The organism is Amycolatopsis mongoliensis, assembly GCF_030285665.1.
Taxonomy (GTDB): domain Bacteria; phylum Actinomycetota; class Actinomycetes; order Mycobacteriales; family Pseudonocardiaceae; genus Amycolatopsis; species Amycolatopsis mongoliensis.
On record NZ_CP127295.1, the window covers coordinates 2225381 to 2246479 of the forward strand.

Annotated in this window: 21 protein-coding genes and 1 tRNA gene; 4 read left to right on the forward strand and 18 right to left on the reverse strand. The window is 70.7% G+C overall.

Features of this window, described 5'->3' with window-relative positions:
- Window positions 1-48 precede the first annotated feature (48 nt).
- Complete coding sequence (locus QRX60_RS10750; RefSeq protein WP_286000621.1) at window positions 49-639, forward strand: TetR/AcrR family transcriptional regulator; 591 nt, start codon at window positions 49-51, stop codon at window positions 637-639.
- On the opposite strand, the gene QRX60_RS10755 is transcribed toward QRX60_RS10750, so the two are convergent.
- The 13 genes from QRX60_RS10755 to QRX60_RS10815 all read right to left on the reverse strand — a co-directional run bounded on the left by QRX60_RS10755 (window position 636) and on the right by QRX60_RS10815 (window position 14627).
- A complete protein-coding gene (locus tag QRX60_RS10755; protein WP_286000622.1) occupies window positions 636-1673 on the reverse strand; it encodes a DUF4328 domain-containing protein in 1038 nt (345 codons plus the stop codon). The two genes, QRX60_RS10750 and QRX60_RS10755, sit on opposite strands and share 4 nt — an antisense overlap.
- A gap of 2 nt (window positions 1674-1675) precedes the next feature.
- Window positions 1676-2035 carry a rhodanese-like domain-containing protein gene (locus QRX60_RS10760; RefSeq protein ID WP_286000623.1) on the reverse strand — a complete coding sequence of 120 codons (360 nt, stop codon included), beginning with the start codon at window positions 2033-2035 and terminating at the stop codon, window positions 1676-1678.
- An 85-nt stretch (window positions 2036-2120) separates the two neighbouring features.
- The gene (locus QRX60_RS10765; protein ID WP_286000624.1) at window positions 2121-3749 is read right to left on the reverse strand and encodes a solute symporter family protein; all 1629 of its coding nucleotides are present in this window, start codon (window positions 3747-3749) and stop codon (window positions 2121-2123) included.
- Window positions 3746-4096, reverse strand: a complete 351-nt coding sequence (locus tag QRX60_RS10770; protein WP_286000625.1) for a DUF485 domain-containing protein — start codon at window positions 4094-4096, stop codon at window positions 3746-3748. Before QRX60_RS10770 ends, QRX60_RS10765 begins: the two co-directional genes overlap by 4 nt.
- A 204-nt stretch (window positions 4097-4300) precedes the next feature.
- Window positions 4301-6091, reverse strand: coding sequence for a sodium/solute symporter (locus QRX60_RS10775; RefSeq protein WP_286000626.1), 1791 nt, complete (start codon window positions 6089-6091; stop codon window positions 4301-4303).
- Between the two features lie 30 nt (window positions 6092-6121).
- Window positions 6122-6655, reverse strand: a complete 534-nt coding sequence (locus QRX60_RS10780) for a DUF485 domain-containing protein (protein WP_286000627.1) — start codon at window positions 6653-6655, stop codon at window positions 6122-6124.
- Between the two features lie 13 nt (window positions 6656-6668).
- The gene (locus tag QRX60_RS10785; protein ID WP_286000628.1) at window positions 6669-7505 is read right to left on the reverse strand and encodes a LytR/AlgR family response regulator transcription factor; all 837 of its coding nucleotides are present in this window, start codon (window positions 7503-7505) and stop codon (window positions 6669-6671) included.
- Window positions 7506-7587: 82 nt separating this feature from the next.
- Window positions 7588-8988 carry a glycoside hydrolase family 16 protein gene (locus QRX60_RS10790; RefSeq protein ID WP_286000629.1) on the reverse strand — a complete coding sequence of 467 codons (1401 nt, stop codon included), beginning with the start codon at window positions 8986-8988 and terminating at the stop codon, window positions 7588-7590.
- A gap of 157 nt (window positions 8989-9145) precedes the next feature.
- Window positions 9146-9991 (reverse strand): S49 family peptidase, encoded by an 846-nt coding sequence (locus QRX60_RS10795; RefSeq protein WP_286000630.1) that lies wholly within the window; start codon window positions 9989-9991, stop codon window positions 9146-9148.
- Window positions 9992-10010: 19 nt separating this feature from the next.
- The gene (locus tag QRX60_RS10800; RefSeq protein WP_286000631.1) at window positions 10011-11336 is read right to left on the reverse strand and encodes a histidine kinase; all 1326 of its coding nucleotides are present in this window, start codon (window positions 11334-11336) and stop codon (window positions 10011-10013) included.
- Window positions 11337-11628: 292 nt separating this feature from the next.
- Window positions 11629-12489 carry an Fpg/Nei family DNA glycosylase gene (locus QRX60_RS10805; RefSeq protein WP_286000632.1) on the reverse strand — a complete coding sequence of 287 codons (861 nt, stop codon included), beginning with the start codon at window positions 12487-12489 and terminating at the stop codon, window positions 11629-11631.
- A gap of 39 nt (window positions 12490-12528) precedes the next feature.
- Entirely contained in the window at window positions 12529-12969 is a 441-nt protein-coding gene (locus QRX60_RS10810; protein WP_257922856.1) for a DUF983 domain-containing protein, read from the reverse strand.
- Window positions 12970-13082: 113 nt separating this feature from the next.
- The gene (locus QRX60_RS10815) at window positions 13083-14627 is read right to left on the reverse strand and encodes a sigma-70 family RNA polymerase sigma factor (RefSeq protein WP_286000633.1); all 1545 of its coding nucleotides are present in this window, start codon (window positions 14625-14627) and stop codon (window positions 13083-13085) included.
- A gap of 188 nt (window positions 14628-14815) precedes the next feature.
- On the opposite strand from QRX60_RS10815, the gene QRX60_RS10820 reads away from it, so the two are divergent.
- A tRNA-Gly gene (locus QRX60_RS10820) sits at window positions 14816-14888 on the forward strand.
- A 258-nt stretch (window positions 14889-15146) separates the two neighbouring features.
- A complete protein-coding gene (locus tag QRX60_RS10825; RefSeq protein ID WP_286000634.1) occupies window positions 15147-16616 on the forward strand; it encodes a phosphocholine-specific phospholipase C in 1470 nt (489 codons plus the stop codon).
- Window positions 16617-16657: 41 nt separating this feature from the next.
- Here QRX60_RS10825 and QRX60_RS10830 read toward each other — a convergent pair whose 3' ends face one another.
- The 3 genes from QRX60_RS10830 to QRX60_RS10840 form a co-directional block, all read right to left on the reverse strand.
- On the reverse strand, window positions 16658-16951 hold the full coding sequence (locus QRX60_RS10830; protein WP_286000635.1) for a YiaA/YiaB family inner membrane protein: 294 nt from the start codon (window positions 16949-16951) through the stop codon (window positions 16658-16660).
- Window positions 16952-17019: 68 nt separating this feature from the next.
- A complete protein-coding gene (locus QRX60_RS10835) occupies window positions 17020-17421 on the reverse strand; it encodes an immunity 7 family protein (RefSeq protein ID WP_286000636.1) in 402 nt (133 codons plus the stop codon).
- Window positions 17422-17454: 33 nt separating this feature from the next.
- The gene (locus QRX60_RS10840; protein ID WP_286000637.1) at window positions 17455-17994 is read right to left on the reverse strand and encodes a DUF2716 domain-containing protein; all 540 of its coding nucleotides are present in this window, start codon (window positions 17992-17994) and stop codon (window positions 17455-17457) included.
- A 134-nt stretch (window positions 17995-18128) separates the two neighbouring features.
- Between QRX60_RS10840 and QRX60_RS10845 the strand changes: the two genes are divergently transcribed.
- Entirely contained in the window at window positions 18129-18803 is a 675-nt protein-coding gene (locus QRX60_RS10845) for an alpha/beta fold hydrolase (RefSeq protein ID WP_286000638.1), read from the forward strand.
- Here the strand turns inward: QRX60_RS10845 and QRX60_RS10850 are convergent.
- Both QRX60_RS10850 and QRX60_RS10855 read right to left on the reverse strand, forming a co-directional pair.
- Complete coding sequence (locus QRX60_RS10850) at window positions 18788-20326, reverse strand: serine/threonine-protein kinase (RefSeq protein ID WP_286000639.1); 1539 nt, start codon at window positions 20324-20326, stop codon at window positions 18788-18790. The genes QRX60_RS10845 and QRX60_RS10850 overlap by 16 nt on opposite strands.
- A gap of 68 nt (window positions 20327-20394) precedes the next feature.
- Window positions 20395-21018, reverse strand: a complete 624-nt coding sequence (locus QRX60_RS10855; protein ID WP_286000640.1) for a hypothetical protein — start codon at window positions 21016-21018, stop codon at window positions 20395-20397.
- Window positions 21019-21099 lie beyond the last annotated feature (81 nt).

Genomic DNA, 21099 nt, shown 5'->3' on the forward strand with positions numbered 1-21099 from the left:
TTCATTGGGTCAAGCACAAACTTGGGTTCGACCCAGTAGGGTGACGGCATGAGCGAGGGACTCCGGGCCCAGAAGAAGCACGAGACCAGGAAGACCATCTCGGACGTCGCGACGAAGCTGTTCATCCGCGACGGCTTCGAGGACGTGACGATCGCGGAGATCGCCCACGAGGCGCGGGTCGCCAAGATGACCGTGACCAACCACTTCCCGCGCAAGGAGGACCTGGTCTTCGACATCCGCGCGGACTTCACGTCCTGGCCGGCCACCCTGGTCCGCGACAGCGTCTTCCACGACACCCGCGAGCTCTACTTCGAAGCGCTGGGTGCCGAGCACGCGCTGGTCGGCTTCTCGGGCCCGGGCTTCGTGCGGATGATCAAGGAGAGCCCGGTCCTGACGAACGCCCTGCACGAGATGCACCGCGAGCGCGAGGCAGCCCTCACGCACCTGTTGATCCGGCGCCATCCCGAGGAGGGACTTCCGCCGGTGCTCGCCGCCGCCCACCTCGCGACGGTGCTGCGAGTGCTCTTCCAAGAGGTCTTCGACCGCACGCTGGCGGACGAGAAACAGATCGCCGACGCGGTGTGGCCCGCCGCCGAACTGGCCTTCGACCAGCTGGAACCGGTGCTCGGCCGGTACTAGCGCGCCGCGCCGGCAGGGCGGGCGTTGCGCAGCTCGGGCTCCGGGGCACCCGCCACCTTCAGCACGCGCATCGAGCGCACGGCGCGCGCGTCCGACGGCGCCAGCAGCGCCGTGAACCGCCGCACGACCAGCGCCGTCACCACGGCGAGCGTGGCCGCCGCAAGGTCGGTCAGCGCGACCAGGACGACGCTGTCGGCCATCGACTGGACGTCGTCGCGGAAGCGCCAGACGATCGTCACGCCCAGCAGCACCCAGTTCAGCACCCAGGCGCCCCACCACACGAGCACCTGGCGCGACGGCTTCGGCCGGACGTCGCGCGGGCGGCCCAGCACCGCGTGCTCCAGCTCGCCGGCGATCGACAGCGCCATCGGCAGGTTCGCCACCGGCACGAGGATGCCGACCAGCACCTGCCACCCGGGCCGCGGCGGGTCGTCGCCCGAAACGTCCGCCGCCGCCCGGCGGGCGACCAGCAGCCACCAGAGCGACAACCCGGCGGGCAGCAGCGCGAGGACCGAGGCCAGCAGGCCCGCGGTGAGCACGAAGCCGTCGGAGAACGCCACCACCGAACGGTTCAGCGCGGACTCGCGACCCTGGACGAGCAGCACGTACCGCCAGATCTCCGCGCCGGCGGCGACCACGGAAAGGACGGCGAACCCGAAGAGGACGCCGATCAAGCTGCGGCTGAGCACCGGCATCCGGTCGATCGGGCGGACCTCGTCCGACGCCGTGCCGGGCACCGACGTCGGGCGGCGCCAGACCAGGTTGGGGAAGCCCCAGCGCGGCGGCACCGGGTACGACGGCGGCCCGTAGTACCGCTCGGGCGGCACGACCCGGCGACGGGGCCACGCGCCCGGCGGCGGGGTCGCCACCCAGCGCAGCTTCGGCCGGTACCCGGGACGGCGGTGGTACGGGTACGGCTCCTGCTGGGCGGCCAGCGCCCGGCCCTGCAGCTGCTGGGCGTTCGGCGGCGGCGCCTGGCGCGGCCAGTACCCCGGGGGGTACTGGGATCCGATCGGAGGCTGCCCCGGGTGCAAGGCTAGATCACTTCGGGTTCGATACCGGGGTGCTCGCCGACCATCGACCGGCCTTCGCGCTGCCACGCGCCCATGCCGCCGGCGACGTTCACCGCGTCCCAGCCGCTCTGGTTGAGCCAGGCGGTCGCCCGCGCGGACCGGCCGCCGCTGCGGCAGATCACGTGGATCGGCTGGTCGTCGGGCAGGTCGGTCAGCTCGCCGACGCGGGCGGGCAGCTCCCCCATCGGGATGTGCACCGCGCCGGGCGCGTGCCCGGCGGCCCACTCGTCGTCTTCGCGGACGTCGAGCAGCACGAGGCCGTCCTTGGGCAGGTCGCGGACCTCGGCGGTCGGCAGTTCAGCAGGGCTCACCACGATCTCCATGCTGCCATGCGGGGGCGTTGCCCGCGCGTGAGGTGGACCGGAGAAAGGGCCTCCCGGCCACCGGAAGGCCCTTTCGCCGCCGAACTCAGTGCGAGACGGCCTTCTCGGCGCCCGCGCCGGTCAGCGCGCGGACCTCCATCTCCGCGTACTTCCCGGCGTTCCGCTCCTTCGACAGGACCGTGCCGAGCCAGCCGAGCAGGAACGCCGCCGGGATCGAGACCAGGCCCGGGTTGTCGAGCGGGAACCAGTGGAAGTCGACGCCCTGGATCATCGACGCGCTCTTGCCCGTCTTCGGGTCGACCGGCTTGCCCGAGACCGCCGGCGAGAAGACGATCAGCACGATGGTGACGAGCAGGCCGCCGTAGATCGACCACAGCGCGCCCTGGGTGTTGAACCGCTTCCAGAACAGCGAGTACAGGATCGTCGGCAGGTTCGCCGACGCCGCCACCGCGAACGCCAGGGCCACCAGGAAAGCGACGTTCTGGCTCTTCGCCAGGATGCCGCCCGCGATGGCCAGCGCACCGATCACCAGCGCCGTGATCCGGGCGACGCGGACCTCGCCGCCGGTGGAGATCTGCCCCTTCTTGAGCACGCTCGCGTAGACGTCGTGGGCGAAGGACGCGGACGCCGTGATCGTCAGGCCGGCGACCACCGCGAGGATCGTCGCGAACGCGACCGCGGAGATGAACCCCAGCAGCACCGGGCCGCCCAGCTCGAGCGCCAGCAGCGGGGCCGCCGCGTTCGTCGTCCCCGGGGCCTTGGAGATCTTGTCCGGCCCGACGATCGCGCCCGCGCCGTAGCCGAGCACCAGCGTGAACAGGTAGAAGACGCCGATCAGCACGATGGCCCAGACCACCGAGCGGCGCGCGTCCCTCGCGGTCGGCACCGTGTAGAAGCGCATCAGGACGTGGGGCAGGCCCGCCGTGCCGAGCACGAGCGCGATGCCGAGCGACAGGAAGTCGAGCTTCGTCGTGCCCGTCTTGCCGTACTGCTTGCCCGGGTCGAGCAGCGCCGCGCCGCCCTTGCCGCCCTTGTCGACGGCGGCCTGGAACAGGCTGGACAGGTTGAAGCCGTACTTGCCGAGCACCCACAGCGTCATCGCGAACGCGCCGACGATCAGCAGCGCCGCTTTGATGATCTGCACCCAGGTGGTGCCCTTCATGCCGCCGATCAGCACATACACGATCATGATCACGCCGACGACGGCGATCACGATGTCCTGTCCCGCTTCGCCCGAGATGCCGAGCAGCAGGTTGACCAGACCACCGGCACCCGCCATCTGCGCGAGCAGGTAGAAGAACGACACGGCCAGCGTCGAAACCGCCGCCGCCGCCCGCACCGGCGTCTGCTTCATGCGGAACGCGAGGACGTCGCCCATCGTGAACTTGCCGGTGTTGCGCAGCAGTTCCGCGACCAGCAGCAAGGCGACGAGCCACGCGACCAGGAAGCCGATCGAATAGAGGAAACCGTCGTAGCCGTTGATGGCGATCGCGCCCGCGATGCCCAGGAACGACGCCGCCGAAAGGTAGTCACCGGAAATCGCGATGCCGTTCTGCGGGCCGGTGAACGCCCGGCCGGCGGCGTAGTAGTCCGACGCCGTCTTCGTGTTCCGGCTGGCCCGGAACACGATCACCAGCGTGATCGCGACGAAGACCAGGAAGATGATGATGTTGAGGGTGGAGTTGCTGCCCTCCACGCCCGCCGCGAGGTTCATTTGACCGGCTCTCCTTCGATCCGTGCGCGGATTTCGTCGGCGACCGGGTCGAGCTTCCGGTTGGCGTAGCGCACGTAGAGGCCCGTGATGACGAACGTCGAGACGAACTGCAGCAGGCCGAAGACCAGGCCGACGTTGATGTTGCCGACCAGCTTCGTGCTCATGAAGCCGTGCGCGTAGTCGGCGAGGAGCACGTACAGCAGGTACCAAAGCAGGAACAGCGCGGTCATCGGGAACACGAAAACGCGCAATCGGCGGCGCAGGTCCGTGAATTCGGGACTCCCCTGGACGCTCTCCCAGTCGGTCTGCGGCTCCGCGCCACCGACGTCGTGTTCGGTGCTGCTCACAGCGGATCTCCACCTTCCCGTTCTCGTACTGGCCGTACTGTTTGAAGCCAACGGACCGTAAAGAGTTAACGGCGTAGTTGGTAAGCCCCCAATCGGGCGCTTGACCTTGAGTAGAAAACCACCGAGAGATTCGCGCACGATGTCCGGTTAGCGGACCGACTTTCACACGATCGGGTAAAGAATTTCTGACCGACCGTCAGTGCGTCACTTGCGGTGCCGGCCCCGCCCGGCGACCCGCGTCTTCTCCTCGGCCTGGCCGAACCGGGCGACCGCCCGGTCACGCATGAAGCCGAGCGGATCGGGCGCGTGCAGCCGCAGCATGATGTCGTGCACGTGCTCCGGGCGCCCGTACCCGGTCGCGCGGCTGACGAAGTACGTCGTGACGAAGGCGACCGGAACGGTGATCAGCGCGGGCTGGTTGACGAACCACGGGGCCCAGCCGCCGGTGTAGCCGCTCACGACGTTGACGATCAGCGCGGCCAGCACGAGCCCGCCGCCGACGAACATCCCGGCCAGCGCACCCGGCCAGGACAGCTTGCGCCACCAGATCCCCAGCACCAGCAGCGGGCTGAACGTCGACGCGGCGAGCGCGAACGTCAGCCCGATCGACAGCGAGATGTCCTCCGGCCGCAGCGCGACCGCCAGCGCGATCGGGAACAGCGCGACCAGCCCGGTCGCCACGCGGAAGTCGCGCACCCGGCCGGGCAGCAGGTCGGTCGACACCACCCCGGCGACGCTGACCAGCAGCCCGGACGTGCTGGAGAGGAACGCGGCGAACGCGCCGGCCGCGGTGACCGCGCCGAGGAGCTGGCCGCCGACCCCCGGCAGCATCGCCGAGGGCAACCGCAGGATCGCCGCGTCCGTCTTGCCGGTGACCAGCAGCTCCGGGACGTACATCCGGGACAGGGCGCCGAGCAGCGTCGGGAACAGGTAGAACAGCCCGAGCAGCAGCAGGACGTGCACGGTCGTGCGGCGCGCGGCCTTGCCGTCCGGGTTGGTGTAGAAGCGGACCAGCACGTGCGGCAGGCCCATCGTGCCCAGGAACGTCGCGAACATCAGCGAGTACGTCTGGAGCAGGTCGGTGAGGCTGCCTGACCCCGGGTGCAGCCAGTTCGCGTTGTCCGCGACCGAGTCGCTGACGACCGGCACCGGCGTGCCGGCCAGGAACTTCAGCGTGGTGCCCTCGGAAACCGTGTGCGGGGCCAGCGGGGTCCAGTGCGTCGGGCCGGCGGCCGGGCCGTTGTCGGTGCGGCCGTAGGCCCAGAGGTAGGTGTCGTTCCGGACGTGCAGGGTGACATCGGTTTGGACGTCCACTGTGGTGTCGGCGGTGAACACCGGCGGCGCGGCCGCGCCGAGCGGGCGGAAGCCGTCCGGTCCGCCGCCTGCGAAGAAGACCATGCACAGCACGAACGCGGGCACCGAGATCGCGAACAGCTTGAGCCAGTACTGGAAGGCCTGGACGACGGTGATCGCGCGCATGCCGCCGGCGATCACGTTGAACGCCACCACGACCATCACCGCGACGGCGCCGGCCCACACCGGCACCGGCAGGATCGTCGCCAGCGTCAGGCCGGCGCCCTGCAGCTGCGGGACCATGTAGAGGATCCCGATGAACACGACGAACGCCGTGGAGAACCGGCGGAGGCCCTTCGAGCCGAGGCGCATCTCGACGAAGTCGGGCAGCGTGTACGCGCCGGAGCGCCGCAGCGGTGCCGCGACGAAGAGCATCAGCGCGAGGTAGCCCGCGGTGAAGCCGATCGGGAACCACAGCGCGTCGGCGCCGTCCTTGAGCACGATGCCCGCGATGCCGAGGAACGACGCCGCGGACAGGTATTCACCGGAGATCGCGGCGGCGTTGCGGCGGGACCGCACGGTCCGCCGGGCGACCAGGAAGTCGTGGGTGCTCGTGGCCGAACGCGAAGAGCGGTGACCGAGGAAGAACGTCACCACGGCGACCAGCACGATGCCGGTCAAGGCCCACGGGTTCAGCTGCACGGAGGAATCCTCGCACGAGTGAGTGCGAAACTAGTTTTCGATCATGTCCACGAACGCGCGTTCGTTGCGTTCGGCCAGCCGGTTGTACCAGATGCCCACGCCGAACAGGAACGGGAACGGCAGGACGCCGAGGATCAGCCAGGCCACGGGGATGCCCACCACGCTCAACCGGGAGAACCCGGGCAGCAGGTAGAACAGCACCGGCAGCGAACCGAACACGACGGCGACGAGCCCGGCCAGCAGCAACGCCGTCCGCAGCTGGACCTTCACCAGGTGGTCCTTCACGAGCAGCTTTCCCCAGCTGGTCTGCTCTTCCAGCTCGACGCGGGCGCGCAGGGTGCCGGCGCCGCGACGCGGGTCGTTGAGGATCACTCGTTCCCGCTTGGGCCTGGCGTGGTGGTCCGGCTTCGGCGCCGGCTCGTTCTCCGGCGCCGGCGGGAGCGGCTCGACGACGGCCTGGTCCGTCGGCTGGGGCAGCGGCCGCTGCTGGCGGGCGCGCCGGCCGAGCGTCGGATCGGGCTCTCGCACGCCGTTCGTGCGGCGCTCGTAGAAGTCGTCGGTCATGACCGGGCCCGGGTCAGCCGTTCCGGCCTGAACCGACCAGCCGGTCCTTCAGCGCGCGGGTGTGCCGCCGGCTGACCGGCAGCACCTTCTCCTCGTTGCCGATCACGACCTGGTAGCCGCCCTGGCCCATGCGCAGCTCGGTGATGAGCGGCAGCGCGACCAGGAACGACCGGTGGATCCGGACGAAGCCGGCCTTCTCCCAGCGTTCCTCGAGCTGGGCAAGCGGGATGCGGACCAGGTGGCTGCCGTCGGTGGTGAACAACCGCGCGTAGTCGCCCTGCGCCTCGACCCAGCGGACCGAGGAGCGCGGGATGAGCTTGGTGGTGCCCGCCAGCTCGACCGGGATGACCTCGTCGTCGTTCTTCACGCCCGGCTCGCCGCCCAGGGCACCGGGCGCCGGCGCCGCGGCCGAAGCCAGCTTCTCGATCACGCGCGAGATCGCGCGGTCCAGCCTGTCCTGCTGGTACGGCTTCAGCACGTAGTCCAGGGCGCCGAGGTCGAACGCGTTGACCGCCTCTTCGGCGTGCCCGGTGACGAACACGAGCGCGGGCGAGGGCCGGAGCGCGGCGAACACGCGCGACATCTCCATCCCGGACAACCCGGGCATGTCGATGTCGGCGAAGACGGCGTCGACGATCGGCAGGCCACGCTCCTTGCGGTCGCGTAGCCTCGGGTCGTCGGTCGACAGCAGCCGCAGCGCCTCCGACGCGTCGATCGCCGGGAACACCTTCGCGACGTGCGGGCTGTTGCGCAGGCAGTGGACCAGTTCGTCCAGACCTCGAGGCTCGTCGTCCACAGCCAGGACCACGAGCTTCCGGGTGTCATCGTGAGCACTCACAGTGAAACGCATCCTGCCCATTGCCGAGTGCAATGTCCAGCCCCCGTCTGCCTGAAGTGGGGAGACCCGCGGCCGGGGCCGCGGGTCCCTCGTCTCAATGCACGAACGTGAACCAGTTGAGGTTCACGAAGTCGGCGGGCTGGCCGCTCGTGAAGGTCACGTACACGTTGTGCACGCCGGTCACCCCGCTGATGTTGGCCGGGACCGTCCGCCAGCTCTGCCAGCCGCCGGTGTTGCCGACGGCGAAGCTGCCGATCGGCGCGTTGGCGAGGCTGTCGAGCCGCACCTCCACCAGCCCGCTCACGCCGCCGGCCGCCCCGGACGCCACCCGTGCCTGGAAGTTCGTCGCCGCGGAGCTGCCGAAGTCCACGCTCGGGTAGAGCGCCCAGTCGCCGTTGCCCGCCGGGCCGATGTTCTCGCCTCCGCCGGTGTCGCTGGTCGTCTGCTTGGCCAGGCCGTTCTGCTGGGTGTACGACTCGGCCTGGATGGTGCTGTACGCGCTGCTGCCGCCGGACGGCGGCGTCGTGGTCGTGGTCGGCGGGGTCGTGGTCCCGCCGCCCGAACCGCGCGTGGTGACCGTCACGTAGTCGACGACCATCGGGCGGCCCGGCACGACCCCCGGCCCCGGCGTGGTCGTGCCGGAGTTGTTGTTGGGGAACGCGCCGCCGATCGCGACGTTCAGCAGCACGAAGTAGCCCTGGTGGCCGGTCATGTTCGCCCACGTCGTCGCGTCGACCTGGTTCTGGCTGACCGAGTGGAACTGCTGCCCGTCGACGAACCAGCGGAACACCTGCGGGCTGACGCTCGCGTCCCATTCGAAGCGGTAGGTGTGGAAGGCCGACTGGCAGCTGCTGCCGGGGCAGGCCCGGTTCGCGACGATGCCGGTGGTCTCGTTGCACGGGCCGCCGGGGTTGACGCCGCAGTGCAGGACGCCCCAGACGGAGTTGATCCCGTTGACGTTCTCCATGATGTCGAACTCGCCGACGGCCGGCCAGTTCCACCAGTTGCCGCGGTAGGGGCCGCCGAGGGCCCAGAACGCGGGCCAGTAGCCGAGCGCGGCCGCGCCGGTGACGTTCGGCATCTGGATCCGGCTTTCGATCCGCAGGACACCGCCGGCCGGCGGCTTGAAGTCGGTGCGCTGGGTTTCGATCCGCGCCGACGTCCAGTTGCCCGCGCCGTCGCGCAACGGCGTGATGCGGAGGTTGCCGGCGCCGTCCTGCGCGAGGTTGGACGTGCTCGCCGTGTAGTTCTGGATCTCGCCGGTGCCCCAGTTCCCGGGGCCGCCGGGGTAGGCGTGGCCGGTGTCGATGATCCAGTTCGAGCCCGACGGCAGGGTGTTCGCGCCGCCGGTGAAGTCGTCGGCGAAGACCGTGGTCCAGCCCGACTCGGGCGGCGGGATCGACGCGGCGGCGGGCATGGTCAGCGGGATCGCGATGAGCGCGGCGCCGAGCACGGCACCGAGGGCGAATCTTCGGGAGCGGGAGAAGTGGGGCATCGGGTACGACCTCCTCGTCGTCCGGATTTGTTGCCGATCGCAACAAAGCCCGTCCACAAGGAGACCCGGCGCCCCACCGCAACTCCAGGGGCGTTACGCGACTAGAGTGATCCAGGTCACAAAGTCTGCCCGGAAGTACCCAAACCGGACATCGGTCTCAGAGGCCGAAGCGGGACCAGGCCGCCTTCTGCGTCACGGCGTCGAGCACCGCGGACGCGGCGGCCGGAGCACCCAGGCCGAGCCGCGCCAGCAGCGGGCGCTTCGGCTCGGCGACCGAGATGTCCGCGTCCGGGTACCGCTCGGTGACGATCTGGCGGAGACTGCCGAGGCCGTCGATCAGGCCGAGCTCGAGCGCGTTCGCGCCGAGCCAGACATCGCCGGTGAACAGGTCCTCGGCGTCGGTCAGCCGGTCACCGCGGCGCTCCTTCACCCAGTTCACGAACAGCTCGTGGAGCTGGGCGTGCATCTTCTTCAGCCACTCGACGTCTTCCGGCTTCTCCGGCGAGAACGGGTCGAGCCGCGACTTGTTCGCGCCCGCCGTGTGCAGCCGCCTCTCGACGCCGAAGCGCTCCAGCAGCCCGGTGAACCCGAAGCCGCCGCTGATCACGCCGATCGAGCCGACCATCGACGTCCGGTGCGCGAAGATCTCGTCGGCCGCGCAGGCCAGCCAGTACCCGCCGGAGGCGGCGACGTCCTCGCAGAACGCCAGCACCGGCACGCCCTTCTCGTCGGCCAGCTGCCGGATCCGCTCCGCGACCAGCCCGGACTGCGTCGGCGCCCCGCCCGGCGAGTTGATCAGCAACGCGACCGCCTTCAGCCGCTCGTGACCGAACGCCCTGGTCAGCGCCGTTTCGACGGCGGCGAGGTTGATCGCACCCCTGGCCAGCGGCGACGGCGACGGCGTGATCACGCCGTGCAGCTTCACCACGGCCACGACGTCCTTGCGCTCCACCCGGTCGGCGAGGCCCGGGATCCGCGAAGCCAGTTTGTCCGTAACGCTCATAACGCCAGGCTAGCGGGATTCAGCCCATGGGGAGGATGCCGGAGCGCGTGCCGTTGACACCGTTCACCTCGGAGCCGTTCAGCTGGGCCCGGCCGCCCTGCGACGGGACGTCGGCCTCGGCGGCGTCGGTTTCGGCGCTGTAGTCCGGCATGTTCGGCCGGACACCCGGGACGAACTTGGGTACCCGCAGCGTCACCTTCATGCCGGCGCCGGGCGCGGTCTCGACCATCACCGCGTAGTCGCTGCCGAAGACCTGCTGCATGCGCTGGCTGATGTTGCCGAGCCCGACGTGCGCGCCGGTGCTGTGCGCGTTCTTGACGTCCTTCAGCCGGCGCGGGTCCATGCCGATGCCGTCGTCCTCGACGCTGATCAGCGCTTCGGTGCCGTAGTCCTGCGCGATCACCGTGACGCAGCCGCCGCTGGGCTTGCTGGCCAAGCCGTGCTTGACGGCGTTCTCCACCAGCGGCTGGATGATCAGGAACGGCACGACGACGCTGAGCACCTCGGGCGCGATCTTCATCCGCACCTCGAGCCGGCCGCCGAAGCGGGCGTTCTCGATCGTCAGGTAGCGGTCGATGTTGCGCAGCTCCTCGGCGAGCGAGGTGAACATGCCCGACGTCCGGAACGAGTAGCGCGTGAAGTCGGCGAAGTCCTGAAGCAGCTCTCGCGCCTCTTCGGGGTCCGTGCGGATCAGCGCGGAGATCGTGTTGAGCGCGTTGTAGACGAAGTGTGGCGAGATCTGCGCGCGCAGCGCCTTGATCTCGGCCTGCTGGAGCTGCTGCTTCGACTCGTCGAGGCGGGACAGCTCGAACTGCGTGCAGACGAACTGGGCGACGGCGTCGGCCATCTGCACCAGCCGCCCGCGGGTGCGGCCGACGACGATCAGCGCCGCCTCGGTCTCGCCCTCGACCAGCAGCGGCACGATGACGGCGGTCTTCATCCGGCAGGTACCGCGGTGGTTGCACGGCATCCGGTCGTGCGCGACGACCTCGCGGCGGTGCTTGCGGATGGCCGCGCCGATCGCGTCGACGAGGTCGACGTAGTGCTCGTTCGCCTCGCCGTCCCAGGACAGCAGCGTGCCCTCGCTGTCGGTGATGCCGACGGCGACGCAGTCGAGCATCTGCAGCAGCTGGGTGGTGATCTTGTCGGCGGCGTCCTCGTCCAGGCCGGAACGGAGGTTCGGCGCGGCCTTCGACATCCGGTGGACGGCCTGCAGCATGGCGTCCTCCACCACGCTGGCCGGCTTGCGCTGTTTTACGAGCAGCACGATCACCACGATGCCGAGCAGGGCCGCGACCCCCCAGGGGACGACCTGCGCAAGCGGAAACCCGGACACGGCGTCCATGCTCTGCGCTCGACCAACCGGGTGCAAGGCCTGATCCCACTTTCTGTCCAACTGTGATGACCGAGGGTTGGAGCGACCCTACTAAGAGTCGGTCGACGTGCCACCCGGTCACTGTCCGCAACACGCGGGAGGGGCGTCCTGTTCCACCGGATCCGGGGAAAGCGCCAGGAAGAGGGCGGTTTCGCGAACGACGGTCGCGGTGGCCACCGAGTCGGGTCCGGCGGCGGCGCAGCACGTGCGGCCGAACGGGGGAATCCCGGTGCGTGACGCGGTGACCACAGGTGTCACCCGGCTACTTGAGCAGCCGCGACATCCGGCGGTCGGCCAGGGGCTTGCCGCCCGTCTGGCAGGTCGGGCAGTACTGGAACGACTTGTCGGCGAACGAGATCTCGCGGATCGTGTCACCGCAGACCGGGCACGGCAGCCCGGTGCGCGCGTGCACCCGCAGGCCCGAGCGCTTCTCGCCTTTCAGGCGCGCCGCCTTCTGGCCGACCGACCGCTGGACCGCGTCGGACTCGATCTCGACGATCGCCTCGGCCAGGGTCTCCAGCGCGCCGTCGTCGAGCTTGCCGATCGTCGCGTACGGGGAGAGCTTCGCGCGGTGCATGATCTCGTCGGAGTAGGCGTTGCCGATGCCGGCGATCAGCGACTGGTCGGTGAGCGCCCACTTCAGCCGGGTGTTCTTCCCGGCGAACAGCTCGCGCAGCTGGACGGCGTCCAGCGAGAGGGCGTCCGGGCCGAGGCGCGCCACGCTCGCGATCTCCTGCGGGTCCTTCACGACCCACACCGCGAGGCCCTTCTTCGTGCCCGCTTCGGTGAGGTCGAAGCCGGGACCGGTGGCGGACTCGAGGTGCACGCGCAGCGAGATCGGGCCCTTGCCCGGCTTGAGCGGCGCCGCGGCGAGGCCGTCGGACCAGCGCAGCCAGCCCGCGCGGGCCAGGTGGACGACCAGGTGCAGGTCACCCACGACGACGTCGAGGTGCTTGCCGTGCCGGGTCGCGCCGGTGATCTCGCGGCCGTGCAGGTCGGTCCACGGCGGAGTCGCCGTCTTCAGGACGCTCAGCGATGCGACATCGATGCGGAAGATCGTCCGGCCGACGGCGTTCTCACGCAGGTGGTGCGCCAGGGCTTCGACCTCGGGCAGTTCGGGCATGTCCCCAGTTTCACCCCTCCGGCCGATTTCCGGTACCGGCTACTCGACCGGGTGCAGCGGCCCGTCGAAGTCCGGCAGCGAGTGGCGCTGGATCGTCTTGGAGATCTTCTTGACCTCGCCCTGCACGGTGAACATGCCGCGGATGGTGCCGACCCAGCGCTCGGACGGCCGGTCGCCGGTCATGTCGCCCTCGGTCTCGGCGACCACCGTCCACGGCCGGCGCAGGATCCACCGCAGCGGGAAGAACAGCACCACGAGCAGCAGTGCCAGCAGCACCCACGCGGGGATGTTGACCTCGTTCGGCGTCCACACGACGAGGATCACGGCCAGCAGGGCGGTGACCACGATCATCGCGATGCCGGGGCCGTAACTGCCGGCGACGTCGTGCTCGAAGTCGTCGGCCGTCGCCGGTGCGCGCCATTCCATCTGGGCACGGACCACCCAGTCGCGGCCGTCTTCGCCGCGTACCAGCCGGTTCATTCAGTTGCCTCCCGGGGCGCCCGCAGGGTGAGCACCACAACGGTACCGTGCGCGGGCTCGCCCGCGCGAGGGAGGAATCGGACATCCCACCCGGCGAAGTTGATCACCGCAGTTCAGGGAGCCGGCGAGCCGGTCACGGTCGAATCCGCCGGTTCGCTCGAATCGGTGACGGCGGACGGGCGGCTCGGCCACGGCTTCCCGGACGTCGGCGTCACCGTCGTCGAGGGTTCGGTGGACGACGGTTCGCTTCCGGTCGGCTCCGGCTTGCCCGGCACCGTCGTCGTGCTCTCCGGGCAGCCGGACGGCGACAGCTCGGGTGCGTCGGCGCTCTCCGGCACCGTCTGGTCAGCGGACTTCGTCGTTTCCGTGCTCGTCGCGTCCAGCCGCGGCGACGTCTGGGCATGGCTGGGCGCGCTGAAGGTCGAGGACGACAGGTCGTCGCGCGGGGTGTCGCCGCTCGTGCCCGGCTGCGTCCCGGTGCCGACGTCCCCGGCCGGGACGTCGCCCGCCGGCACTGTGGGCACCTCGTTCGCCGCGACCTGCCCGCCGCCGGTGCGCTGCCGCGCCGGGACGGTGACCCCGGTGCCGCGGCCGTTGAGCACGCCGATGCCGATCAGCGGGTCCTGCTGCGGCTGCGGGGGCGGCTGGTGGTGCGTTTCGCTCGGCGGCACCACGACGAGCTCCGGCACGCCGCCGGTCAGCCCGACGTCCTGCACCGGCGTAGTCCCGAACAGGACGGGGCCGGCCGCGACACCGACGGCACCCACGGCCGCGGTCGACGCCAGCGCGAGCCCGATCTTGACCTTCGAGCCGACCAGCACGCCCTTGATCGTCGTGCCGAGCCCGGCCAGCACGCCGCTGCCGCTCGCGGCGGCTCCCGCCGCCGGCACCAGCAGCACCAGCACCCCGGCGTGCGCGCGCAGCGACGAGCAGACGTCGCGCAGCTCGTCCTGGGTCGTGCGGCACGACGGGCAGCCGTGCAGGTGCGCCTTGATCCGCTCGGCTTCGGCGCCGGTGACGCTGCCCGCGGTGAACCCGCCGAGCTTCTCGACGACCGCGCGGCACGAGTCCGGCCCGCGGTTCACCGAAAGGTGTGCCTGCAAGTACGCCGCGCGGAGGCCCTGACGGGCACGTCGGGCCAGGGCCGCGGTGGCGTTCGCGCTCAGCCCGAAGTGGGTGGCGACCATGGCGGGCTGCTCGCCCTCGACCTCGGTCTGCCACAGGACGGTCCGCCAGCGCTCGGGCAGGCTGGTGAACGCCGTCGTGATCAGCGTGTGCTCGGCCGTGCGGGCGTGCGTGTCGGCACCCGCGCCGGCGCGGAAGGTCAGCTCGTCGTCCGACACGGGGACGTCGCGGCGGGCACCGTGCCACTCCCAGGAGACCCGGCGGGCGACGGTGAGGAGGTAGGCGCGGACGTAGTCTCTGGGGCCGGCGCCGCGGCGAAGGGCCTGCAGGACGCGGAAGAACGTCTCCGCGGTGATGTCCTCGGCCTCGGACCGGTCGGCCGCGAGGCTCTGCGCGAGCCGGCGGACGGCGGCGGCGTGCAGCTCGAACAGCTCCCCGAACGCGGCGTCTTCGCCGTTTCGAAGTCGTTGCAGCAGTGCCTGCTCGTCGGATTCCGAGGCCGCTGGTGGCGGCACCGTGCCCAGCTCGGTCATCCGGCCCGGCACCTCCTCCCCGAAGGTCTCCCCGTTCGGTCGAATGGGGACACCATACGGAGGGAATCAGCCGTCGTCACCCCTTGTACGCCAGCTGTGACACCGAAGCACCGGGTCAGTGCACCGGGGGACCCGCTCATCGGAGCAGTTTTGGGAGGGTATAGAGTACTTCCCATCAGCAAGGCAGTGCGGATGTAGCGCAGCTGGTAGCGCATCACCTTGCCAAGGTGAGGGTCGCGGGTTCGAATCCCGTCATCCGCTCAGGAACAGGGGCCGTGTGTCGACGTAACGCGTCGACCTCGGCCCCTTCGCCATTTCACCCGGGGGCCGAGCCCCCGGAACCCCACAGCGCCTTCGCCAGACTTCGCGCGTGAACTCGTCTGGTGATCGCCGTCACAACTGGACTGTTACCTTCCGGCCGGGTTCGCGCCGGTTCGGCAACTGTTTTCATCTGGTGTTCCGGCCGCGTTCCCGCGATGCCACCTCTTCGGGTGATGCTCCCGCGTGATCGTGCTGGACATGACCGAACTGACTCGCCGTCGTCTCCTCGGTGGGGCCGCCGGAGCCGCCGCCACCGCCGCTGCCGCCACCCTCATGCCGCCGAACGTCCAGCGGGCGCTCGCACAGGGTGCTCCCCAGCACGGTTCGCTGAAGGACATCGAGCACGTCGTGCTGCTCATGCAGGAGAACCGGTCCTTCGACCACTACTTCGGCACGCTGTCCGGCGTCCGCGGGTTCGGCGACCCGCACGCCGCGCGGCTGCCGAACGGCAAGCCCGTCTTCTACCAGCCCGACGCCGAGAACCCCGCGGGTTATGCGCTGCCGTTCCACCTGGACACCCACGCCACCAACGCGCAGAAGATCCCGTCGACGTCGCACGCGTGGCAGGTCCAGCACGACGCCTGGAACGGCGGGAAGATGGACAGCTGGCTGCCGGCCCACCGCAAGGCCGACGGCAAGAACGGCCCGTACGTCATGGGCTACCACACCCGCGCCGACCTGCCGTTCCAGTTCGCGCTGGCCGAGGCGTTCACGATCTGCGACGCCTACCACTGCTCGGTGTTCGGCCCGACCTGGCCGAACCGGATGATGTGGATGACCGGCACGATCGACCCCGACGGCGAGCACGGCGGCCCGATCCTCGACAACAAGGCCCCGGCGGGCGGCTACACCTGGACGACGTACGCCGAGCGGCTGCAGGCGGCCGGCGTCAGCTGGAAGGTGTACGAGCAGAGCGACACCTACGGGTGCAACATGCTGGAGAACTTCGCGAACTTCAGGAACGCCCCCGCGGACTCGCCGCTGGCGGTCAACGGCCTCACCCACCGGCCCGAAGGCCAGTTCGAGTACGACGCGCGCAACGACAAGCTGCCGACGGTCTCGTGGATCATCTGCACCTCGACGGCCTCCGAGCACCCGCAGTACACGCCCGCCGAGGGCGCCGCGTTCGTCGCGTCGAAGATCGACGCGATCGCGGCCAACCCGGAGGTCTGGGCCAAGACGGTGTTCATCCTCAACTACGACGAGAACGACGGCCTGTTCGACCACGTCGTCCCGCCGACCCCGCCGGCCGGCACGCCGGGCGAGTTCGTCACGAAGACCTCGCCGGGCGGCACCCCGGGCAACGGCCTCCCGGTCGGCGCGGGCTACCGCGTACCGGCGATCGTCGTGTCGCCGTGGACCGCGGGCGGCTGGGTGTGCAGCGAGAACTTCGACCACACGTCGACGCTGCAGTTCCTGGAGAAGGTGACCGGCGTGGCCGAGCCGAACATCTCGCAGTGGCGGCGCCGCACCTTCGGGGACATGACCTCGGCGTTCCGGTTCGACGACCACAAGGCGCAGCCGCCGGTGCTCCCGGACACGTCGGGCCCGCTGACGCTGTCCCGCTACGAGCAGGCCAACCTGCCGGCGCCGACGTTCCCGGGCGTCGGCCAGAAGCCGCCGAAGCAGGAGCCGGGCGGACGGCCGCGGGTGCCGCGCCACCCGTGAGTCCAGCGGCCACCCCCGGAGTTCGGGGGTGGCCACTTCCCTTACACCGCGGTGGTCTTGAAGGGGTCGTGCTCGGCGAGGAGCTTGTCGAGCCGGGCCTGGTCGACGCGGGAGACCACGGAGGTCTCGTCCTGTCTGTCGCGGACGCACTTGGCCAGCGTGAAGGTCGAGGTCACCAGGTAGAGCGCGCCGAGGGCGAGGAAACCGCGGATCCAGCCGTCGACCGGGAGGTACGCGATCCCGCCGGTGACCGCTGCCAGCGCCAGGCCGAACGAGATCGCCGCCTGGATGTAGAAGGCCGTCGTGGTGGGGGACGTGGTTCCGGATTTGGTCATGTGACCACGGTCTCGCCGGGTCCCGCGGGTGTCTTGAGCAGATCTACTCAGGCGCGGTTGCGATGTGGCTACAGCTCGTAGACGTCCAGAACCGTCGGTGCCACCGGGGTCAGGTGCGGGTCTTCGCGTTCCGTCACCTGGCCGCGGGCCATGCGGTACACGCGGAACTCGTTGTCGTGCTCGGGGTCCTGGTCGTCCCAGATGTGCAGGAGCCCGTACGACCCCGGGGCCAGCTCGCCGGCCCGGGTGAACAGCTCCAGCAGCTCGGGGGCCAGGCGGCCGCCGTGCTTGTCGAAGCCCGCGAAGTGGAGCATCGGCATGCCCGCGCTCCAGCGGAGGTCGACCAGGTCGAAGTCACCCGCGTCGCGGATAGCGCGGTGTACGCGGTCGACCAGGCGCTCCAGGAGCGCCGCGTCGTCGTCGCCGCTCGCGGTCGCCTGGATGGTCACCCAGCCGTGATATTCGAACACCCGGAGAACGGTAGCAAGAGATCAACCGCGAGCTCAGCGGGCCAGTGCAGACGGCTTCCCGTCGCTGCGCAGGACGTTCGTCAGCACGCCTTCGCCGTGCCGCTCGAAGGCGGGCACCAGCTTCTCGCCGAACACGCAGAGCGTGCGCTCCCACGGGTGGCCGAGCGTGCCGAACGAGAAGTCCGCGGCCAGGAACAGGTGGTAGTCCGCGCGCGGGAAGACCGGCACCGGCCAGCGCGCGCCTTCGGTCATCCGGTGCGGCCGGACGCGGTAGGACTGGTGCTGCCAGTGCAGCGCCCACATCCAGTCGTCGGGGCCGCAGACCTCGCGGAACGCGGCCAGCGCGATCGCCGAGACCTGGTGCTCCTCGACGGCGTACGGGCCGAGGCGGAACTCGGCCGAGGCGCGGTCCACGTCGCCGGGCGAAAGGTCCCAGGTCCGCGACGGCGCCGGCTCGCGGAAGCCCGGCCAGGCGTGGGCGTAGGTGCTCGGCCAGAACCCCAGCTTGTCGTACACCCAGTACCAGGCGGGTTCGTCGGCGACGCGGGAGACGGCTTCCCAGGCAGCATTCACTGTTACGACCTCTGACTCGGCCGGGCACGAAAGAACACGCGAAAGCTTCGTGTTCGGTCTCCGGTTTGTCCAGCCCTCATCCGCTCACCGCGAACTGTGTCACTCGACCGGGTGGGTTCTGCCAGATTGTCACCATGCGAGTTCTCTTCGTCCACGGGGCGTTCGTCCGGGACGGCGCCTGGTGGTGGCAGCCGACGGCGGACGTCCTCGCCGGGCACGGTCTGCGCAGCTCAGCGGCGGTGTTGCCGAGCTGCGAGCGCGAACCGCGCGGCGACCTCCACGACGACGCGGCCGCCGTCCGCGCGCTGCTGGACGCCTCCGACGAGCCCGCCGTGCTCGTCGGGCACTCCTACGGCGGGGTGGTGATCACCCAGGCCGGCGGCCACCCCGCGGTCCGCCGGCTCGTCTACGTGACGTCGTTCCTGCCGGACACCGGCGAGGCGCTCGCGGACTTCGGCACCGGCGAGCCACCGCCGTGGCACGTCAGCCACGGCGACGGGACGGCCGGTGTCCGGGAGGAGCTGGTGCGGCCGCTGTTCGCGCAGGACTTCGACGACGCCACGTACGCCGGCGCCGCGGCCCGGCTCACGGTCCAGAACGAAGCGGTGTTCGGCCAGCGGACGACGGCAGCCGCGTGGCGGGAGATCCCGTCCACCTACGTCGTCTGCGCCGACGACCGCGCGACGCAGCCGGAGAAGCAGCGGGAACAGGCGGCGCGCGCGACCGACGTCGTCGAGCTGCCGGTGGCGCACCACCCGTTCGTCACGCGCCCGGACCTCGTGGCCGCGGTGCTTCAGACGACGACGTAGCCCATCAGGAACTCCTTGGTCTTGCCCTCGCACCCGGCGTCGAGCGAGTCGAAGTGGCTCGCGCCCGCGTTGCAGCGGTAGAGCGCCCGCGCGCCCGCCCAGGACGGCGGATTGGCGTAGATGTGCCCGAGCAGGCCGAGTGACTGCTGGCCCTCGCACTTGCCGCTCTGGTCGGGCGAGGTGAACCAGTCCTTCCCGTCCTTCACCTTGCAGGCGAACAGCTTCCGCGTGCCCGGCTCGGCCGTCGCGACGAGCGAGCCGAACACGCCTTCCTTGGTGAACCCGGCCGGCGGGCCGATCTTCTTCGTGCCGCTGAAGTGGCCGCCGTCCGGCTGGTGGTACCGGATCAGCGGCACCTCGGCCGGGTGGGGCTTCTCGCCGGTGGTCGTCGACGGCGGCGGGACCGTGGCGCTCGCTCCGGGCAGGGCAGATGTGCTCGGGGACGGCGTGGGCTTCTTGGAGCTGGGTTTCTTGCTGGTGGTCGGCGTCGCGGAGGTCGATGTCGGCGTGGCTCCCGCGGCCACCGGCGTGGTGCGGTCCGGCTTGAGGAGGAAGACCGTGCCGAGCGCGGCGACCACCGCGACCGCCACGCCGGTCAGCACCAGCGGGAGACGCCGTTTGCGACGCGGCTCCCAGTCCACTGTGGTCGGTGACGGCGGGGCCACCTTCGCCGTCACCGGCTCGAAGACGATCGTCGGCAGCGCAGCCGGGTCGACCGCCTGCGTCGGCGAGTCGGTGATCGCGGTGCGCGCGGTCTGCAGCAGGCCCCGCAGTCCCGACGCGCTCAACCGGTCCGAAGCGGACTGCGTGAGCAGCCCGCGGACGGCGTCGGCGAGCGGGCCGCGGCAGCGCTCCAGCACCGGCTGGTCGTACATGATCGCGTGCAGCGTCGCGGCCGTGGTGGTGCGCTGGAAGGGCGCCCGGCCTTCGGCGGCGTGGAAGAGCGTCGCGCCCAGCGACCAGAGGTCGGACGCGGGCGACGGGCCGGCCCCGGCGAACAGCTCGGGCGCCATGTAGCCGGGCGAGCCCATGACGCCGCCGGTCTGCGTCAGCGCCGGGTCGTCCATCGCCCGCGCGATGCCGAAGTCGGCGAGCTTCACGCGGTCGCCGGGCAGCACCATGATGTTGCTGGGCTTGACGTCCCGGTGCACGACGCCGGCCGCGTGCGCGCTCTCCAGTGCGCCCAGCACCTGCAGGCCGAGCGCGGCGACGCGGTCGTTCGCCAGCGGACCTTCGCGCCCGACGACGTCGGCGAGCGTCGGCGCGACCACCAGTTCCATGACGATGAACGTGGCGCCCTGCTCGCTGACGACGTCGTAGACCGTGACGACACCGGGGTCGTTGAGCCGCCCGGCTGTCCGGGCCTCGCGCATGACCCGCTCGAGGTTGGTGCCCGGCGGGGTGGCCAGCTCCTTCAGCGCGACCGGCCGCCCGAGCACCCTGTCCTCGGCGCGCCAGACGACGCCCATGCCGCCCCGGCCCAGCTCGGCCGAGATCGCGTACCGTCCCGCGACCAGTCTCATCGTCGCCCCCCTGAACGCTCGGGGGCGATGCTAAGGGAGGCGCCGGGCGGCCCCGGCGCCTCCCCGGCTCAGGCGGCGTCCCAGAGCGTGAGGAACGCCGAAGCCTCGCTGCGGGCCCAGGGCCGCAACCGTTCGCGGTCGCGGGCGGAGAGCTGGAACTCCTTGCTCCGGCGGACGTCGATCACCAGCGCGTGCCCGCCCGGCAGGATGTCCGGCATCGCCTGCTCCAGCACCCACAGCGCGAGCTGCGCGGAGTCCTTCGTCAACGGCTCCTCCTTGAAGTAGAGCCAGGTCGCGTACCGGCGGCCGTCGCTCTTGCGGAGCCCGAGCTGCGGGCTGACGCCGATCTCGAGGTCGCCGATCCGGCAGCGGCCGCGCCCGACCTCGACCAGCCGCGGCGACTTCCGGCCGAGGTACCGCAGCCAGCCCTCGGCTATCGCGGCGTAGTGCGGTTTGGTCCGGTCGTCGGCGGCGTTGACGAGGGCGCGCAACGCCGTCGCGTCCTGCCCCGCCGCCCGCCCGGACCGCACGGCGTTCGCCGCCCGCCGGTAGTAGTTGAACGCGGCTCGTGCCGGGTCCTCGTACAGCCGGCGCTGCCGCCGGACGAACGACGACCGCGACGGACCGGTACTGGCGCTGTAGCCCACGAACGTGGGCAGGGTGATGTAGGCCATGGCCCTGCCTTCCTCCATCACACCACCCGCGGGTGCGGGCGGCATCTCCCCTGTACAACGCCCATTTTAGAACATATGTACGACAGTTTCGGGGGCTGA

Excerpts from the sequence above, each read along its gene's own strand:
- QRX60_RS10750 (WP_286000621.1), top strand. The coding sequence starts at position 49 with ATGAGCGAGGGACTCCGGGCCCAGAAGAAGCACGAGACCAGGAAGACC.
- QRX60_RS10760 (WP_286000623.1), bottom strand. The coding sequence starts at position 2,035 with ATGGAGATCGTGGTGAGCCCTGCTGAACTGCCGACCGCCGAGGTCCGC.
- QRX60_RS10765 (WP_286000624.1), bottom strand. The coding sequence starts at position 3,749 with ATGAACCTCGCGGCGGGCGTGGAGGGCAGCAACTCCACCCTCAACATC.
- QRX60_RS10780 (WP_286000627.1), bottom strand. The coding sequence starts at position 6,655 with ATGACCGACGACTTCTACGAGCGCCGCACGAACGGCGTGCGAGAGCCC.
- QRX60_RS10785 (WP_286000628.1), bottom strand. The coding sequence starts at position 7,505 with ATGCGTTTCACTGTGAGTGCTCACGATGACACCCGGAAGCTCGTGGTC.
- QRX60_RS10790 (WP_286000629.1), bottom strand. The coding sequence starts at position 8,988 with ATGCCCCACTTCTCCCGCTCCCGAAGATTCGCCCTCGGTGCCGTGCTC.
- QRX60_RS10795 (WP_286000630.1), bottom strand. The coding sequence starts at position 9,991 with ATGAGCGTTACGGACAAACTGGCTTCGCGGATCCCGGGCCTCGCCGAC.
- QRX60_RS10800 (WP_286000631.1), bottom strand. The coding sequence starts at position 11,336 with ATGGACGCCGTGTCCGGGTTTCCGCTTGCGCAGGTCGTCCCCTGGGGG.
- QRX60_RS10805 (WP_286000632.1), bottom strand. The coding sequence starts at position 12,489 with ATGCCCGAACTGCCCGAGGTCGAAGCCCTGGCGCACCACCTGCGTGAG.
- QRX60_RS10810 (WP_257922856.1), bottom strand. The coding sequence starts at position 12,969 with ATGAACCGGCTGGTACGCGGCGAAGACGGCCGCGACTGGGTGGTCCGT.
- QRX60_RS10815 (WP_286000633.1), bottom strand. The coding sequence starts at position 14,627 with ATGACCGAGCTGGGCACGGTGCCGCCACCAGCGGCCTCGGAATCCGAC.
- QRX60_RS10825 (WP_286000634.1), top strand. The coding sequence starts at position 15,147 with ATGACCGAACTGACTCGCCGTCGTCTCCTCGGTGGGGCCGCCGGAGCC.
- QRX60_RS10830 (WP_286000635.1), bottom strand. The coding sequence starts at position 16,951 with ATGACCAAATCCGGAACCACGTCCCCCACCACGACGGCCTTCTACATC.
- QRX60_RS10845 (WP_286000638.1), top strand. The coding sequence starts at position 18,129 with ATGCGAGTTCTCTTCGTCCACGGGGCGTTCGTCCGGGACGGCGCCTGG.
- QRX60_RS10850 (WP_286000639.1), bottom strand. The coding sequence starts at position 20,326 with ATGAGACTGGTCGCGGGACGGTACGCGATCTCGGCCGAGCTGGGCCGG.
- QRX60_RS10855 (WP_286000640.1), bottom strand. The coding sequence starts at position 21,018 with ATGGAGGAAGGCAGGGCCATGGCCTACATCACCCTGCCCACGTTCGTG.